The organism is Bradyrhizobium sp. LM2.9, assembly GCF_054056555.1.
Genome location: NZ_JBSRYJ010000002.1, coordinates 6120023 through 6135315 on the forward strand (window position 1 = coordinate 6120023; position 15293 = coordinate 6135315).

Sequence of the window (15293 nt, forward strand, 5' to 3'; positions counted from 1 at the left end):
GGGCTACTTTCCCGACACCATCTCCTCGACCTCGCGCAGCTGCTCCTTGCCGAAGAACATCTCGTCGCCGACGAAGAAGGTCGGCGAGCCGAACGCGCCGCGCGCGACGGCCTCCTCGGTGTTCTTGATCAGCCTGCCCTTCATTTCGGGCTCTTGCGCGCGGGCGAACAGCTTTTGGGCGTCGAGACCGGAAGACGCCAGCGCCTTCGCCGCGATTTCAGGATCGTCCATTTTCTTCGGCTGGCGCCACATGTGATGGAAGGCGGCCTCGACATAGGTCTCGAACACGCCTTCGAGCTGCGCCGCGATCGCTGCGCGCATCAGGTTCAACGTGTTGACGGGGAAGAAGGGATTCATGACATAGGGTTGAACCTGGAAGCGCTTGACGAAGCGCTCGGTCTCGACCGTGTGGAATTCGCGCTTGTTCTTGATGCCGGCGAGCGTCTCGGCCGGCGACTTGTTATTGGTCGACTTGAAGATGCCACCGAGCAGGATCGGCACGTACTCGAACTTGACACCGATGCGCTGCTCGATCGCCGGAATCGCGAGATGACTGAGATAGGCGTTCGGACTGCCGAAATCGAACAGGAATTGCGGGGCTGTGCGGGTCAAAATCGTTCTCCCTGACGTCGGTTTTTCACATTGTGGCGCAGCGCGCGCCACGGGTCCACCGTTTAATGACGGTCGTAATCTCTTGATGATGTCGTCAGATCAGACGCCGGATCGTTCGCTTGCGCCACACCAGAAGGTAATAGCCCATCTGCAAAAGGAACATGGCGCAAAACACGATCGGATAGGCGGCCCACACACCCTGTAGGCCGATCGTGCGGCTCAGGATCACCGCAGATGGCAGCTCGATTGCGACGATGGCGACGATCGAGAGCAGCATCGGCGTCAGCGCCACGCCGGCAGCGCGCATCGCGCCTGAAAACACCGTCGCAAGGCCAAACGGCACCGAGCTCCACAACGCAATCTGGAGCAAGCTCTTCGCGAGATCGAGCACGATGTCGTCAGTGATGAAGACACCGAGCACAGCGCGCGGCGCGAGATAGATCAGCGCCACCAGCCCGCCCGTCAGGACGATGTTGAACATGAGGCCGGTGCGTACGATGCCATCGAGCCGCGTTCTGTCGCCGCGGCCAACCGCCTGCGCGCCGAGGATCGAGACCGCGATCGAAATCGATATCGCCGTGAACTGCGTATAGCCCATCACCTGGTTGACCGCGCCATAGGCGGCGGTGGCGTCGGACCCATAGGTGTTGACGAGGCCGAGCAGCACCAGCTCGGCGATCGCCATCACCACCATGCCGATCGCGCTCGGCAGTCCGATGCCGAGGATTTGTCCCAGCACCACACGATTGAGCCGGAGATGACGCAGCAGTGCAGCGTCCGGTGCCAATGCATGTTTCCTCCGCAGCAAATAGGCGGCCAGCGCGATCAGCGTCAGCGCGTTGGCGATCGCCGCCGCCCAGGCCGGGCTGGTGATTCCGACCGCCGGCAATCCGAGCGATCCGTGGATCAGCATCGGCGTCAGGATCAAGCCGATCGCGGTCGACAACGCCAGCGCCAGCAGCGGCGTCAGCGCATCGCCGACGCCGCGGATCATCGCTGTCATCAGCAGGAAGACGAAGCCGAGCGGCATGGTGAACAGCATGACACGGGCATACGCGCTGGCCTGGTCGAGAATGTCCGCGGGGGTCGCAAGCGTCATCATCAATTGCCGGCTGAAGATCCCGCCGATCAGCGCAATCGAAATCGACAGCAACAGGCCGACCGCGAGCGTGGTGCCCACGACAATCTTGATCCGACCCTGCTCGCTCGCGCCATGGGCCTGGCCGATCAGGACCGTGGCGCCGGTGCTCAGCCCCATGACGAAACCGAACAGGAAGAATATTACCGGGAAGAACACCGACACCGACGCGAGCGCGTCAACGCCGATCATCTGGCCGAGATAGACGTTGCTGACGGTGCCGAACAGCGATTGCAGCGCATTGCTCAGCATCAACGGTGCGAGGAAGCGGAGGAACGTCGTCCAGAGCGGCTTGGAGGCGGACATGGATGTGTCTTTCATCAGGGCATGCGAAGCCGTTGCCGCGCAATGCGCGGCTCGACCATCGATGGGTTTGTGAGTAAAGGCGCGCCTAGGCGCGGTCGCTATAGGCGAGCTTGACGATGTGATCGCGGATGTCAGTGGGCCAATCTGCGATCAGTCCGGTGAAGCGCCGCCGGTCATCCGCGAACAGCGCGCGCGAAGCTTCCTCGAACTGCGGCAGATTGCCGGCCATGGTCGACATGAAGTGATAGGCCGCATCGCGCGCCTGACGCTCGCGGTCCTTGTCGCCGCTCGCGCGGCGCGCTTCGTCGACGAGCTTTCGCAGCGCGACCGAGGCGCCGCCGGCTTGCGCGTTGAGCCACTCCCAGTGCCGCGGCAGCAACGTGATCTCCCGCGCGACCACGCCGAGCTTCGGCCGGCCGCGGCCACGCGGTTCGCTCGACGGTATCGTCTCCTCAACTGGAGGCGGGACCAGCTTTGTCAGCCGCGCCAACACCTCGCGATCCCCGCCGCGCAGATCGAAGTCGATTGATCGGCCCGTGTCGTCCTCGAAGATGATGATTGGCTCGTCCGGCAATGGGGCGATCCGCTTGACGACCAGCGCGACCTCTCCTGCCGGTCCCGACGCCAGTCGGCGCGGGCCTTGGAATGCGGTGAAAGTCCTCTGCATCGAAATCACTGCCAAATTGACGACGTTGGACCGTTTAATATCCGGGTAAATTTTCGGCGTCAATATACCCGGGTGAAAATATCCGACGGGATGGCTCGACATTGCGTTCCCGGGCTGGCACGTACGCGGCCGACCGACCACGCCTAGCCCGGGGACCACGCGATGCTGACCGTTCACCACCTCAACAATTCCCGTTCGCAGCGGGTGCTGTGGCTGCTCGAGGAGTTGGGCGTGCCTTACGAGATCGTGCGCTATCAGCGCCAGCCCGACATGCGCGCGCCGAAGGAGCTGCGCGCCATCCATCCGCTCGGCAAGTCGCCCGTCATCACCGACAACGGCAACACCGTCGCCGAATCAGGCGCGATCATCGAATATCTCATCGCCACCTACGGCAACGGCCGGCTGGTCCCGTCGCTGAACACGCCCGAGCGGCTGCGCTTCACGTATTGGCTGCATTATGCGGAAGGCTCGGCGATGCAACCGCTGCTGCTCAAGCTGTTGTTCACGCTGATGCCGAAGCGCGCGCCGGCGTTGCTGCGCCCCCTGGTGCGCAAGGTCTCGAACCAGGCGCTCACGGCGCTCGTCAATCCGCAGCTCAAGCAGCACATGGATTACTGGGAAGGCGAACTCGGCAAGAGCGAGTGGTTCGCCGGCAGCGAGTTCACCGCGGCCGACATCCAGATGAGCTTTCCGCTCGAGGCAGCCCAGGCGCGTGGCGGGCTCGAGCTCGGCCATCCCAAGGCGATGGCGTTTCTGGAGCGCATTCACGCGCGGCCGGCGTACAACCGTGCGCTTGAGAAGGGCGGGCCGTATCAGGTGGGGCGGTAAGTTGCCTCACCGCCCCCGGACGACGGTGCCTGTTAGTCCGCGTGCAATATCCGCCCGCGGGTCTCCGGCAGCGCGAAGGCGGCGATGAAGAACAGCGCGTAGGCCACCACTGCAAACATCGCGATCGCGTTCGCGAGTGACGTCGTCGCCGAGAGCGAGCCGACGAGGAACGGAAACAGCGCGCCGATGCCGCGGCCGAAATTGTAGCAAAAACCCTGGCCCGAGCCGCGCAGCCGCGTTGGATAAAGTTCGGTCAGGAACGCGCCGATCCCCGAGAAATAGCCCGAGGCGAAGAAGCCGAGCGGGAAGCCGAGCACCCACAGGATTTCATTGGTCAGCGGCAGCTGCGTATAGAGCAGCACCACAGCCATCGCGCCGATCGAGAAGATCAGGAACAGATTGCGCCGTCCGATCCGGTCGGCGAGCCAGGCGCCAACGAGATAGCCGATGAAGGATCCGACGATCAGCGTCGATAGGTAGCCGGTCGAGCCGACGATCGAGAGGTGCCGCTCCTTGGTCAGGAATTGCGGCACCCAGAACGTAACGGCGTAATAGCCGCCCTGGCAGCCCGTCGCCATCAGCGACGCCAGGATCGTGGTTTTCAGGATCGGGCCGGAGAAGATTTCCCAGAGCGCCGGACGATTGCCACTCGCGGCCTGTTTGGCGCGGGCTTCGGCCGCGACCTCGGGCTCGGTGACGGAGCGGCGGATGTAGAACACCAGCAGCGCCGGCAGCGCGCCGATCACGAACATCCAGCGCCATGCCGTCTCCGGCGGCAAAGCCGAGAACAGGATCGCCTGCGACAGCACCGCGAGGCCCCAGCCGACCGCCCAGCCCGATTGCACCGAGCCGACCGCGCGCCCGCGATATTGCGGCCGGATCGCTTCACCCATCAGCACGGCGCCCGCCGCCCACTCGCCGCCGAAGCCGAGGCCCAGCACCGCGCGCGCGATCAGGAGCTGTTCGAAATTCTGCACGACCGCGCAGACCAGCGAGAACACCGAGAACCAGATGATAGTGATCTGGAGCGTCCTCACCCGGCCGATATGGTCGGAGAGATAACCGCCGAGCCAGCCGCCGATGGCGGACGCCAGCAGCGTCACGGTGCCGGCGAGGCCGGCCGATCCCGCATCGACCTTCCACAGCGCGATGATGGTGCCGATCACCAGCGGGTAGATCATGAAGTCCATGCCGTCCAGCGCCCAGCCTGCCGCGCAAGCCCAGAATGTCCGGCGCTCCGGTGCGTTCATGTCGCGATAGAAGGCAAGAAGGCTGGTGTCTTCGATCTCGGCGCGTTCGATGCGCTCGGTCGGATCGGTCGTGGTCATGAGCGTCTCCCCGGCAATTCCCTTATGCGGGCGGTGGTAGCACGCGCGGTGGCTTGCGCAAGCACGAGCAGGCCTTCGCGCTATGCGGGACAGAGCTACTGCCCCGCGGCTTCCGCGCCTCGCGTGCGTGGATCGGGTGCGCCAAGCGGCCCGTTGGCGGTCACCGCGATCGAGTTCGCCGATGTCTGCCCCATCGGCTCGACGATGAGGTGGTCCATCGCCTTCAGCTCGAGCAGGACATTGTCGGGAAAGCCGCTCTCGATCCGCACCTCGTCGGGCAGCCATTGGTGATGCAGCCGCGGCGCGGCCACGGCGGCCGCAACGTCCATCTTGTAGTCGAGGACGTTGACGATCACCTGGAGCACGGTCGAGATGATGCGGCTGCCACCGGGCGAGCCCGTCACCAGCACCGGCTTGCCGTCCTTCAGCACGATAGTCGGCGACATCGAGGACAGCGGCCGCTTGCCGGGCCCGGGCAAATTGGGCTCGAAGCCGACGAGGCCGTAGGCATTGGAAGCGCCGACAGCTGCGGTGAAATCGTCGAGCTCGTTGTTGAGCAGCACGCCGGTGCCATCGGCGACGAGGCCAAGACCGTAGCTGAAGTTCAGTGTATAGGTGTTGCTGACGGCGTTGCCGCTGCCGTCGACGACGGAAAAATGCGTGGTGTTGCTGCCCTCGTGCGGCGAGGTGGCGGTGGAAACGAGCTGCTTCGACGGCGTGGCGCGATCGGCGGAGATGGTTGCCCGCAGCTTGGCGGCGTAGTCCTTGGCGATGAGCGTCCCGATCGGTGCGTTGACGAAGGCGGGATCGCCGAGATAGCGCGCACGGTCCGCATAAGCGCGCTTCATGGCCTCGATCAGCAGATGCAGCGAGGCCGGAGATCCTTGCTTCAAATCGGCGAGCTGGAAGCCTTCGAGGATGTTGAGCGTCTCCACCAGCACCACGCCGCCGGACGACGGCAACGGCATCGACACGATGTCATAGCCGCGATAGGTGCCGCGCACCGGTGCGCGGATCACCGCCTGATAGGATTTCAAATCGGCCGGCGTCATGATGCCGCCGGCGTCGCTCACGGCCTTGGCGAGCTTTTCCGCGACCGGACCCTCATAGAAACCGCGCGCACCCTGTGCGGCGACGGCCGACAGGGTTTCGGCGAGATCGCTCTGCACCAGCCTGTCGCCTTCGCCGAGTGGCGTGCCATCAGGTCGCGAGAAGATTTTGGCTGACGTGGGCCAGCGCGCCAGGCGCCGGTGCCAGCCCGGCAGTGTGTCGGCAATGTCGTCGCTGACGACGAAGCCGTCGCGGGCGATCGCGATCGCGGGCTCGAGCAATTGCGCCAGCGTGAACTGGCCCGAGCCATATTTTTCCAGGGCCAGCGCAAGTCCCGCGACGGTGCCGGGCACGCCGACGCCGAGCGCGGAATCCCGCGACTTCGCCGCATCGGGCTTGCCGTCGGCGCCGAGGAAGATCTGCGGCGTGGTCGCAGCCGGCGCAGTCTCTCGATAGTCGATGGTGATGTCTTCGTTGCGCTCGGCGGAATGAATCACCATGAAGCCGCCGCCGCCGATATTGCCGGCGCGCGGATAGGTCACCGCCATGGCAAAGCCGGTCGCGACCGCGGCATCGACGGCATTGCCGCCGCGCCGCAGGATGTCCGCGCCGACCTGCGCCGAGATTTTCTCCTGCGCCACCACCATCCCATGCTCGGCGGGAACGGCGTGCACCGTGTCGAGCGCGGGCGGCACATAAGCTCGCCGCGCATCCTGCGCGGTCGCGGTTGGAAGGCTGAACGCCAGAGTGGCAACGAAGGCGAAAAATGCTCGCCGTGTCGAAAAAGACGACATCATCAAATTTCCGCAGCGGCCTTCGGCCAGTTCACACGCGCCGCCGCAATGCTATACGGTTTGACCCAAGAGAAGCAAAACTGTTCGTGATGAGGTCTGGACGATGACGACGATTACCTCGGATGCGCGCGTCAAGGCGGAGCGGACCTTTCCGCCGCGCGCCGCCGTCGTCAGCTGGATCTTCTTCGATTGGGCCGCGCAGCCTTATTTCACGCTGATCACGACCTTCGTGTTCGCACCCTATTTTGCCACCGCCATTGCGCCGAATCCCGCTACCGGCCAATCGCTGTGGGGCTTTGCGATGGCTGCCGCGGGCCTCGCGATTGCGCTGATGTCGCCGCTGCTAGGCGCCATTGCCGATGCTTCGGGCCGCAGGAAGCCATGGATCGCTGGCTTCGGCGCGGTGCTGGTGCTGGCATCCTGCACGCTGTGGATCGGAAAGCCCGGCGATCCCTCCATCATTCCGCCGCTGCTCACCGCGGTCGCGCTCGCCAGCGTCGGCGCGGAATTCGCCACCCTCTTCAACAACGCGATGATGCCAACCCTGGTGCCGCCGGAGCGGCTCGGCCGGCTCTCCGGCACCGGCTGGGCGACAGGTTATATCGGCGGCATCGTCAGCCTGATCATCGTGCTCGGTTTGCTCGCCGCCAATCCCGAGACCGGCCGCACGCTGCTCGGGCTCACGCCTTTGTTCGGGCTCGATCCCGCCAGCCATCAGGGCGACCGCGCCGCCGGACCGTTGACCGGACTTTGGTTCATCATTTTCGTGACGCCGATGTTCCTGTTTACGCCGGACTATCCGGCGAAGCGCCCGGTGCGCGAGGCGCTGCACGAAGGCCTGTCGGAGCTGAAGCAATCGATCAAGGGACTGCCGCAGCGGAAATCGCTCGCGGCGTTTCTGCTCGCCAACATGATCTACACCGACGGTCTGGTGTCGCTGTTTGCCTTCGGCGGCATTTATGCCGCGGGCACGTTCGGCTGGCACACGATCCAGATCGGCACCTTCGGCATCATGCTCGCGATCGCTGGCGCGTTTGGCGCATGGCTTGGCGGCAGGCTGGACGATAGTATCGGGCCGAAGCGCGTGATCGCCGGCAGCATGCTGGTCCTGCTGCTGGCGGTGGCGGCGATCCTGCTGGTCGACAAGGATTCGATCTTCTTCATCAAGGTCGCACCGCCCGCGCCTGGCGGTGCATTGTTCGCCGCGGCGGCCGAACGCGCTTATCTGGTGCTGGGCTGCCTGATCGGTGCAGCCGGTGGTCCGCTGCAAGCCGCCTCACGCACGCTCCTGATCCGCCTCGCGCCGAAGGACCGCATCGCGCAGTATTTCGGTCTGTTCGCACTGACGGGGAAAGTGACGTCCTTCATCGGCCCGCTCCTGATCGGCGTGATCACCGCGGTGACGGCGAGCCAGAAGGCCGGCATGGCTGTGCTGGTGGTGTTCTTCGTCGCGGGGCTGGGACTGTTGATGCGGGTGCGAGAGTAGTTTCGTAGCCCGGATTCGCTTCGCTCCATCCGGGCTACCGCCAATCAATCAGTGCCTGAAGTGCCGTGTCCCCGTGAACACCATGGCGATCCCGTGCTCGTCGGCGGCCTTGATCACTTCGTCGTCGCGCATGGAGCCGCCGGGCTGCACCACGGCGGTGGCGCCGGCCTCGATGCAGGCGAGCATGCCGTCGGCGAACGGGAAGAACGCATCCGACGCCACCACCGAGCCCTTGGTGAGCGGCTCGGCGAGCTTCAGCTCGCTCGCCGCATCCTGGGCCTTGCGCGCCGCGATCCGCGCTGAATCCACGCGGCTCATCTGGCCGGCGCCGATGCCGACGGTGGCGAGATCCTTGGCGTAGATGATGGTGTTGGACTTGACGTGCTTCGCCACCCGGAACGCGAACTTCAGGTCGCGCATCTCCGCATCATCAGGCGCACGCTTGGTCACGACCTTGAAAATCATGTCGTCGACCACCGCATTGTCGCGGCTCTGCACGAGAAGGCCGCCTGCCACCGTCTTGGCGGTGAGGCCGGGCGCGCGCGGATCGGGCAGGCTGCCGGCGAGCAGAAGGCGAAGGTTCTTGCGCGCGCCGATAATGGCGATCGCCTCTTCGCTGGCGTCAGGCGCGATGATCACCTCGGTGAAGATCTTTGTGATCTCCCGCGCGGTATCGGCGTCGAGTGCGCGGTTCATCGCGATGATGCCGCCGAAGGCCGAGGTGGAGTCGCAAGCCAGCGCCTTGCGATAGGCACTGACGAGATCGGAGCCCTCAGCGACGCCACAGGGGTTGGCATGCTTGACGATGACGCACGCCGCGGTGCGCCTGGCGTCGAACTCGCCGATGCATTCATAGGCCGCATCGGTGTCGTTGATGTTGTTGTAGGAGAGCTCCTTGCCCTGGAGCTGCCGCGCGGTCGAGACGCCCGGCCGCTTGTCGGGCGTCGCATAGAACGCCGCGGTCTGGTGCGGGTTCTCGCCATAGCGCAGCGACTGGATCAGTCTGCCGCCGAAGGCACGGAAATCGGGTGCGTCGATTTCGAGCTGACGTGCGAACCAATTCGAGATCGCGGCATCATACGCGCCCGTGCGCGCGTAAGCCTTTGCAGCAAGACGCCGGCGTAGCTTCAGCGTGGTTGCGCCTTTGTTGGCGGCGAGCTCGTCGAGCACGGCCTTGTAGTCCTCCGCCTCGACCACGACGGCGACGTCGTCATGGTTCTTCGCGGCGGCGCGGATCATCGCGGGGCCGCCGATATCGATGTTCTCGATGCAATCCTCAAAGCCCGCGCCTTTGTCGACGGTCGCCTCGAACGGATAGAGATTGACGACCAGGAGATCGATCGGTGCGATGCCGTGCGCCTTCATCGCTTCCGCGTGGTCCTTGTTGTCGCGGATCGCGAGCAGGCCGCCATGCACCTTCGGATGCAGCGTCTTGACGCGGCCATCCATCATCTCGGGGAAGCCGGTCAGCTCGGAGACGTCCTTCACCTTGAGGCCGGCCGCGGCGATCGCCTTGGCGGTGCCGCCGGTCGAGACCAGCTCGACATCATGCGCGGCAAGCGCCTTTGCGAAGTCGATCAGGCCGGTCTTGTCGGAAACGGAAAGAAGGGCGCGGGTGACGCGGCGGGGCTGGTCAGTCATGAGCAAGATCCTCTGTCTGAAGGAGTAATGCCCAGGCGCGCGGCAGCTATGTCCCACGCTTCCCGATGGTGCTCCATCCAAGGTCGCCAGTCGCGCGAGCGAGGGCTCGATAGCAGTTTTCGGTCGCTTTCACAACGATCAGATGGGGCCGGATCGCAGGCGTTTACAGCGGAAGTTCCGGCTCCCGCCGCGCGTTTCTGCGGGCATTCGTGATCGCCGGCGAGGCGGTGGAGCGCACGAAACTCCAGCGGATCGAGGGCGCCTGCCGCGCATCCTGGCGGATCACGATCTGCGCGGTGCGGCGCGGGCCGTCATTGCCGGCCAGGAACACGCTGTCCTCGAGATCGACCTTGTCGTCCAATGCCTCGAAGGTCCAGACGTCGCGGTTCGGCAGCACCAGCATGACGCCGCGGGCATCGGACAGCCGGCTCGCCTTCACCGCCGCGTGCAGATGGAAGCGCAGCGCGAAATCGGCATCCGCGCCCTTGAAGCGTCCGCCCTGCGGCGGCGATAGCGTGTCCTCCCCGTCGATGCGCGCGCCGTCATTGGCGATCATCAGCACGCGGCGGTGGATCGCGCCGAACTTGGCGAGATAGCCATCATGCGACGTCGTCAGCAGCGTGCCGTTCTGCACGATTTCGCGATAGCTCTCGACCTCGACGGGGCCGCGGGTGACGGGCGCGCCATGCAAGAGCCGCTTCATCGCCGACATCTCCACGAACTGGCATGATGAGGTGTCGTGATAGGTCAGCGTCGAATGCGCTGCCGTGCCGCGTGCGAACGGCCGCCAATTGTCGCGGCCCGTGGTCGGCATGCCGCAATTGGTGACGATGCGGCTGATGCCGGAGGACAGTTCGAACGACAGGCAGCCGGCATGGGCGTCATGGCTGACGCCGGCCGCCGGCGGCGGGCCGGTGTCGATGATCACGGTGGTCTGGCCGGCATCGAGGCGCTGGAAACCGGTATGCGGCATGTTCGCCATCGGCGCGCCGTGGGTGTCGTCATAGGCAAGCAGCGTCGCGAGCAGGTCCGAGGGTGTCGCGCTCATGCCGTTGAACAGTGCGAAATTGCCGTCGCCGTGGCGGAAGAAGCGCAGCATCGGCATCATGCGGTCGATCGCGTTGAGCAGCGCCGGCGGCGGCGCGATGTTGCGTGCGGCAAAGGTCTGCCGCAGCGGCAACAGGTCGATCAAGAGCTCGATCAGCGCGCCCGGGTTGCGCGAGATATGTCCGCCGTCGGGCAGGATCTGCCGCTGCAATTCATCCGAGAGCTTCTTCGAGACGCTGCGGATGTGACTTGCCTGGTTGGCGAGGCACAGCGCCGCATAGCACAGCGCGATCAGCACCTGGAGTTTTGGCACCCCGTCGGGGATGTTGACCATGGTGTAGCGCAGGAAGCGGATCTCGCGCGCCAGCGCGCGCAAATAGCGGCGGTAGAATTTGTTGTCGGTGTCGTTGAGCACCAGCGGCGCCTGCGACAGCAGCGAGATCACGCGTCGCGCCAGCACGTCCGCGCGTCGCGCGACGGCACGGCGCTTGCCGCCGGGGTTGGCGATCCAGTCCTCGATCAGCGCGCGCGCATTCGCGCGTGTCAACGCGGTGTCGGCGGCGCGCAAATGGCGCAACCAGCCGAAGCCGAGCAGCGCGACCTCCCAATCCTCCGACGGCGGCTCGAGATCGAAGATCGAGCGGCCGTGGCAATTGACGATCTTGCCGGCGAAGACGAAGCGGCCGGCATAGATCTCGGCGGCGCGGGTCGCATCCGCGGTGCGCAGATCATGCGGCGCGATGATCAGCCGGTCGGAGCGGCCGGGCCAGACCCGCGACAGGGCGACGGAACCACCGCTCGCGCGCGCGAGCACATTCCGCGCGAAGCGGTTCATCACCAGCGTCGAGATACGTCTGCGTTGAGCGACCGACACACCTTGCCTTGATGGGGAGAGGATTCCGACGAATCCTTCTTAATCCCAAAATCCGGCGGCCGACACCACCTTGAACGACGCGAATCAGCGCCGTGGTCGCAAAATCCACTGCAAAATCAGGATTTAACGAGCCGAGCCGCAAAAAATCCGTCGAGCCCGCCGAGCTTGGGATCGGCGTTCGGCAGATGGCTGGGCAGGGTGCGCAAGTCGCCCTCGGCGGTGATGATCTCGTCGAGCCCCGACACCTCGGACGCATCGACCGGGACGCGGCGAATCGCAGGCTCTGCGGCCAGTAGCGTGGCGATCGCATGCTCGCCCTCTTCGGGTTCCAGCGAGCAGGTGCAGTAGACCAGCGTTCCGCCGGGCTTGAGCAGTGAGACCGATTTTTGCAGCAGCCGCTGCTGGAGCGTGGTCATCGCGGCGATGTCGGATTCCTGCCGGAGCCAGGATACGTCGGGGTGGCGGCGGATCGTGCCGGTCGAGGTGCAGGGCGCATCGATGAGGATGCCGTCGAAGCCATCGGCTGGGCCGGCCCATTCCACGGCGTCAGCGACGACGGTTTCGGCCTGGAGCGACAACCGCGTCAGATTCTCGCGCAGCCGCGCCACCCGGGCGGGCGAGCGGTCGATGGCCGTGACATGCGCGCCGGCCTGCGCCAGCTGCGCGGTCTTGCCGCCGGGAGCGGCGCAGAGATCGGCGATGGATTTGCCGGCAATGTCGCCGAACAGCCGGGCCGGCAGCGCGGCGGCGGCGTCCTGCACCCACCATTGTCCTTCGGCGAAGCCGGGAAGCATGGTCACCGCGCCGTGCAGCACCGTACGCACCGATCCGGTCGGCAGAACCTCACCATGTAGCCGGCTCGCCCATTGCGCGGCGTCCGACTTCACGGTCAGATCCAGCGAAGGGTCGTGGCTGAGCGCGAGCGCCATGTCCCTTGCGACCGTCTCGCCGTAATGCGCGCTCCAGCGCGCGAGCATCCAAGGCGGCAAATCCAGCGACTGCGCGGCAACCTCTTCCACCAGCGCCTTGCCCTCGCGGGCGCAACGGCGCAGCACGGCGTTGACGAGGCCGGCATAGCGGGCGGCCCGGCGGTCGGACTGCACGAGGCGAACGGAGAGATCGACGGCGGCGTGATCGGGCACGTCCATCCAGAGGATCTGGGCGGCGCCGATCAGCAGCGCGCTCTGCGCGCGCGGCGCATCGGAGGGGATGCCCTTGTCGAGCAGGCGGGACATCACGTGGCCGAGCGTGCCGAGCCGGCGCAGCACGGTGGCGACCAGGCGCCGCATCAGCGCGCGATCGCGGTCGGGAAGCGTCTTCAGTCCGGGATGGGCGCCGCTGCCGTCGAGCTGCTCGTCAAGTGTGCGGTGCTTCTGCAGCACGCCGTCGACGATGTCGGCAGCAATCCGCCGCGCGGCAAGACCAGGCACTTCGGATGGAGGGGCAAAACGTTGAGATGGCATGCGGAAGCAAGGTTCTCAGCAAGCGGCAGTTCCGCCGCAATGGGCGCATGCCTTGAGGACGCGATCTCTGGCACGCGAATATGCCAAATGTAAGAATCGCTTCCGGGTTTTTCGACCCTTTCGGAGCAATTTCAGGAATGCGTTATTGGGCGTCGCGCCGCGGATCGTCCTGCGCTAGAAATCCGACGATGAGTGACCGGCCTCCCGCTTCCGACCGCAAGCCGCTATCGCCGGCCGCCCAGCGTGCGCTGGCCGAAGCCGAAGCGCGCCGGCAGGCTGCGGCGGTGGCGCATGCCGAAGCTGCGCCGAAAGAGGTGCAGGGGCCAAAGGGACCCGAGCCCACCCGGTACGGTGATTGGGAACGCAAAGGCATCGCCTCGGACTTTTGAGGCGCGTTTCACGCACACTTGCCGGTGCAGCCGACTCAGCCCTAGCGTGCGCGAATGCCGCGCTTCGATCCCAGCCATCAGTATCGACCCTCATTCCGCGGCTCGCCGTTCGGCCGTCGTTTCTCCGGATTGTTGCCGTGGATGTTCGTGGTCGGCGTCGCGCTGGCGGCTGTGCTCATCTTCAGGCACGGGACGAACTGGACGGTCCCGCACCCGGATGGCGGCGGCACGCGGGACGCCGAGATCGTGCTCCAGCAGGGCGGCCATCCCGATCGTCGCGAATCGGTCGACGTCGTTCGCACCATTGACGGTGACACCTTTCTCGCGCGTTTTCGTCAGCGCGACGGCCGCGATCTCGTCGTGCGCGTTCGCTTGCGCGGCATCGACGCACCCGAGATGAAAGCATCCTGCCAGGGGGAACTGGACAAGGCCGAAGCCGCGGCCCGCGCATTGCGCGATCTGCTCGGCCAGGGCGGCGTGACGATCACCAACCTTGGCCCTGACAAATATGGTCGGGTTCTCGCCGACGTCGCGACCAGGCGAACCACCAACGTTTCGGCGGCGTTGCTCGCCGGCGGTTACGCACGGAGCTACAATGGCGGCCATCGCGACGGCTGGTGCGCGCGCGGCTGGCGCTTTTGGTAACAAAAAAGCCGCGTCAACGGACGCGGCTCTTGTTGTCGGGATCTCGTCCCGGGGATCAGCGTGTCACGACCACCGTGGTGCCGACCGAGACGCGGCTGTAGAGATCGGTGATGTCGTCGTTGAGCATGCGGATGCAGCCATAGGAGACGAAGCCGCCGACCGAGCCCGGCACGTTGGTGCCGTGGATCGCGTATTCCCCGCCGGACAGCGTCATCGCCGCGACGCCCATCGGATTGCGCGGCGAGCCGCCCGGAATGACGTCAGGGATGCTCGGCTTGTCGCGCTTCACCTCGGCAGGCGGCGACCAGGCCGGATTGCGGTACTTGCCGTCGATGCGGGTGGTGCCGGCCCACTGCTTGCCGGACTTGCCGACGCCCACCGGATAGCGCACGGCGTGGCCGTTATCGAGGACGAGATAGAGCCGACGCTCGTTGGTTTTGACCACGATGGTGCCCGGCGAATAGTCGGCCAGGTGCGTCCCCACCATTTCCGGCCGGGCCTGCGCCGCGGTCGACATCACGACCACCGCTCCGATGGTGGCAGCCAGCGCCACTGCAATCCTGATCGACATCGATTTTCCCCTTGACCCGAACCAATCGTCCAAAATGACGCACAACCGGCAATCGCCGACCCGCCAAGTTCTCGTTAGGGGGCATTCTTAACCGCGCCTGTTAACCGGATGGTTTCCACGCACGGCCGCCAAGGGCCAGCCAGCAGGGGGAACAAAGGAAATGTTCGAAACAAAGTAAATGACTTGAAAACAACACTCAGCCGGAAAGATGCGGGCGCGCGGGCACGCGCCCCGACGAACGCGTGAGCGTGTGAACCGCTGTTGTTTGGGGGCGCTAACGCGGAGATGCGGTCTCGTGTCCCGGACGCGGCGCAGCGCGAAGCGGTGCGACGCAGAGCCGGGACCCAGAAAGCCACAGAGTCCGCTGTTGCATGGACCCCGGCTCTGCAGCGCACCGCTGACTGGACGATGCTTCGCATCGCCAGGGCTGCGCTGTGTCCGGGGCACGAGAGAC

Annotated in this window: 13 protein-coding genes and 1 riboswitch; of the genes, 4 read left to right on the forward strand and 9 right to left on the reverse strand. The window is 65.5% G+C overall.

The features are described 5' to 3' along the window. Positions 1-3: 3 nt before the first annotated feature. From ACVWW3_RS31535 to ACVWW3_RS31545, 3 genes are all read right to left on the reverse strand, one after another. Positions 4-612, reverse strand: coding sequence for a DsbA family protein (locus ACVWW3_RS31535; RefSeq protein WP_456647595.1), 609 nt, complete (start codon positions 610-612; stop codon positions 4-6). A 94-nt stretch (positions 613-706) separates the two neighbouring features. Beyond that, entirely contained in the window at positions 707-2071 is a 1365-nt protein-coding gene (locus ACVWW3_RS31540) for an MATE family efflux transporter (protein WP_456672251.1), read from the reverse strand. Between the two features lie 70 nt (positions 2072-2141). Further along, entirely contained in the window at positions 2142-2723 is a 582-nt protein-coding gene (locus ACVWW3_RS31545; RefSeq protein WP_247444182.1) for a DUF2239 family protein, read from the reverse strand. A 162-nt stretch (positions 2724-2885) separates the two neighbouring features. Here ACVWW3_RS31545 and ACVWW3_RS31550 point away from each other — a divergent pair, with 162 nt between their 5' ends. Beyond that, positions 2886-3551 carry a glutathione S-transferase family protein gene (locus ACVWW3_RS31550; RefSeq protein ID WP_456647593.1) on the forward strand — a complete coding sequence of 222 codons (666 nt, stop codon included), beginning with the start codon at positions 2886-2888 and terminating at the stop codon, positions 3549-3551. Positions 3552-3583: 32 nt separating this feature from the next. Here the strand turns inward: ACVWW3_RS31550 and ACVWW3_RS31555 are convergent, their stop codons facing one another. After that, entirely contained in the window at positions 3584-4879 is a 1296-nt protein-coding gene (locus tag ACVWW3_RS31555) for an MFS transporter (RefSeq protein ID WP_456647592.1), read from the reverse strand. Positions 4880-4974: 95 nt separating this feature from the next. Further along, a complete protein-coding gene (ggt, locus tag ACVWW3_RS31560) occupies positions 4975-6726 on the reverse strand; it encodes a gamma-glutamyltransferase (RefSeq protein ID WP_456647591.1) in 1752 nt (583 codons plus the stop codon). A 100-nt stretch (positions 6727-6826) separates the two neighbouring features. On the opposite strand from ggt, the gene ACVWW3_RS31565 reads away from it, so the two are divergent. After that, positions 6827-8209 (forward strand): MFS transporter, encoded by a 1383-nt coding sequence (locus tag ACVWW3_RS31565; protein WP_456647590.1) that lies wholly within the window; start codon positions 6827-6829, stop codon positions 8207-8209. A gap of 48 nt (positions 8210-8257) precedes the next feature. Here ACVWW3_RS31565 and purH read toward each other — a convergent pair whose 3' ends face one another. The 3 genes from purH to ACVWW3_RS31580 form a co-directional block, all read right to left on the reverse strand. Then, on the reverse strand, positions 8258-9850 hold the full coding sequence (gene purH / locus ACVWW3_RS31570; RefSeq protein WP_456647589.1) for a bifunctional phosphoribosylaminoimidazolecarboxamide formyltransferase/IMP cyclohydrolase: 1593 nt from the start codon (positions 9848-9850) through the stop codon (positions 8258-8260). Positions 9851-9872: 22 nt separating this feature from the next. Beyond that, positions 9873-9954, reverse strand: a riboswitch (ZMP/ZTP riboswitch). A gap of 59 nt (positions 9955-10013) precedes the next feature. Continuing rightward, positions 10014-11732, reverse strand: a complete 1719-nt coding sequence (locus ACVWW3_RS31575; protein WP_456647588.1) for a heparinase II/III family protein — start codon at positions 11730-11732, stop codon at positions 10014-10016. Between the two features lie 155 nt (positions 11733-11887). After that, complete coding sequence (locus ACVWW3_RS31580; RefSeq protein ID WP_456647587.1) at positions 11888-13234, reverse strand: RsmB/NOP family class I SAM-dependent RNA methyltransferase; 1347 nt, start codon at positions 13232-13234, stop codon at positions 11888-11890. Positions 13235-13422: 188 nt separating this feature from the next. Here ACVWW3_RS31580 and ACVWW3_RS31585 point away from each other — a divergent pair, with 188 nt between their 5' ends. Together ACVWW3_RS31585 and ACVWW3_RS31590 are read left to right on the forward strand one after the other, a co-directional pair. After that, on the forward strand, positions 13423-13623 hold the full coding sequence (locus ACVWW3_RS31585) for a DUF1674 domain-containing protein (protein ID WP_456672252.1): 201 nt from the start codon (positions 13423-13425) through the stop codon (positions 13621-13623). A gap of 54 nt (positions 13624-13677) precedes the next feature. Then, a complete protein-coding gene (locus ACVWW3_RS31590) occupies positions 13678-14268 on the forward strand; it encodes a thermonuclease family protein (protein WP_456647586.1) in 591 nt (196 codons plus the stop codon). A 55-nt stretch (positions 14269-14323) separates the two neighbouring features. Here the strand turns inward: ACVWW3_RS31590 and ACVWW3_RS31595 are convergent, their stop codons facing one another. Continuing rightward, on the reverse strand, positions 14324-14839 hold the full coding sequence (locus tag ACVWW3_RS31595; RefSeq protein ID WP_247352474.1) for a L,D-transpeptidase: 516 nt from the start codon (positions 14837-14839) through the stop codon (positions 14324-14326). Positions 14840-15293 lie beyond the last annotated feature (454 nt).

Bases quoted from the DNA above. Each gene is read 5' to 3' on its own strand.
- ACVWW3_RS31585 (WP_456672252.1), top strand. From the start codon at position 13,423: ATGAGTGACCGGCCTCCCGCTTCCGACCGCAAGCCGCTATCGCCGGCC.
- ACVWW3_RS31555 (WP_456647592.1), bottom strand. From the start codon at position 4,879: ATGACCACGACCGATCCGACCGAGCGCATCGAACGCGCCGAGATCGAA.
- ACVWW3_RS31540 (WP_456672251.1), bottom strand. From the start codon at position 2,071: ATGAAAGACACATCCATGTCCGCCTCCAAGCCGCTCTGGACGACGTTC.
- purH (WP_456647589.1), bottom strand. From the start codon at position 9,850: ATGACTGACCAGCCCCGCCGCGTCACCCGCGCCCTTCTTTCCGTTTCC.
- ACVWW3_RS31550 (WP_456647593.1), top strand. From the start codon at position 2,886: ATGCTGACCGTTCACCACCTCAACAATTCCCGTTCGCAGCGGGTGCTG.
- ACVWW3_RS31595 (WP_247352474.1), bottom strand. From the start codon at position 14,839: ATGTCGATCAGGATTGCAGTGGCGCTGGCTGCCACCATCGGAGCGGTG.
- ACVWW3_RS31565 (WP_456647590.1), top strand. From the start codon at position 6,827: ATGACGACGATTACCTCGGATGCGCGCGTCAAGGCGGAGCGGACCTTT.
- ACVWW3_RS31545 (WP_247444182.1), bottom strand. From the start codon at position 2,723: ATGCAGAGGACTTTCACCGCATTCCAAGGCCCGCGCCGACTGGCGTCG.
- ggt (WP_456647591.1), bottom strand. From the start codon at position 6,726: ATGATGTCGTCTTTTTCGACACGGCGAGCATTTTTCGCCTTCGTTGCC.
- ACVWW3_RS31575 (WP_456647588.1), bottom strand. From the start codon at position 11,732: ATGAACCGCTTCGCGCGGAATGTGCTCGCGCGCGCGAGCGGTGGTTCC.
- ACVWW3_RS31580 (WP_456647587.1), bottom strand. From the start codon at position 13,234: ATGCCATCTCAACGTTTTGCCCCTCCATCCGAAGTGCCTGGTCTTGCC.
- ACVWW3_RS31590 (WP_456647586.1), top strand. From the start codon at position 13,678: ATGCCGCGCTTCGATCCCAGCCATCAGTATCGACCCTCATTCCGCGGC.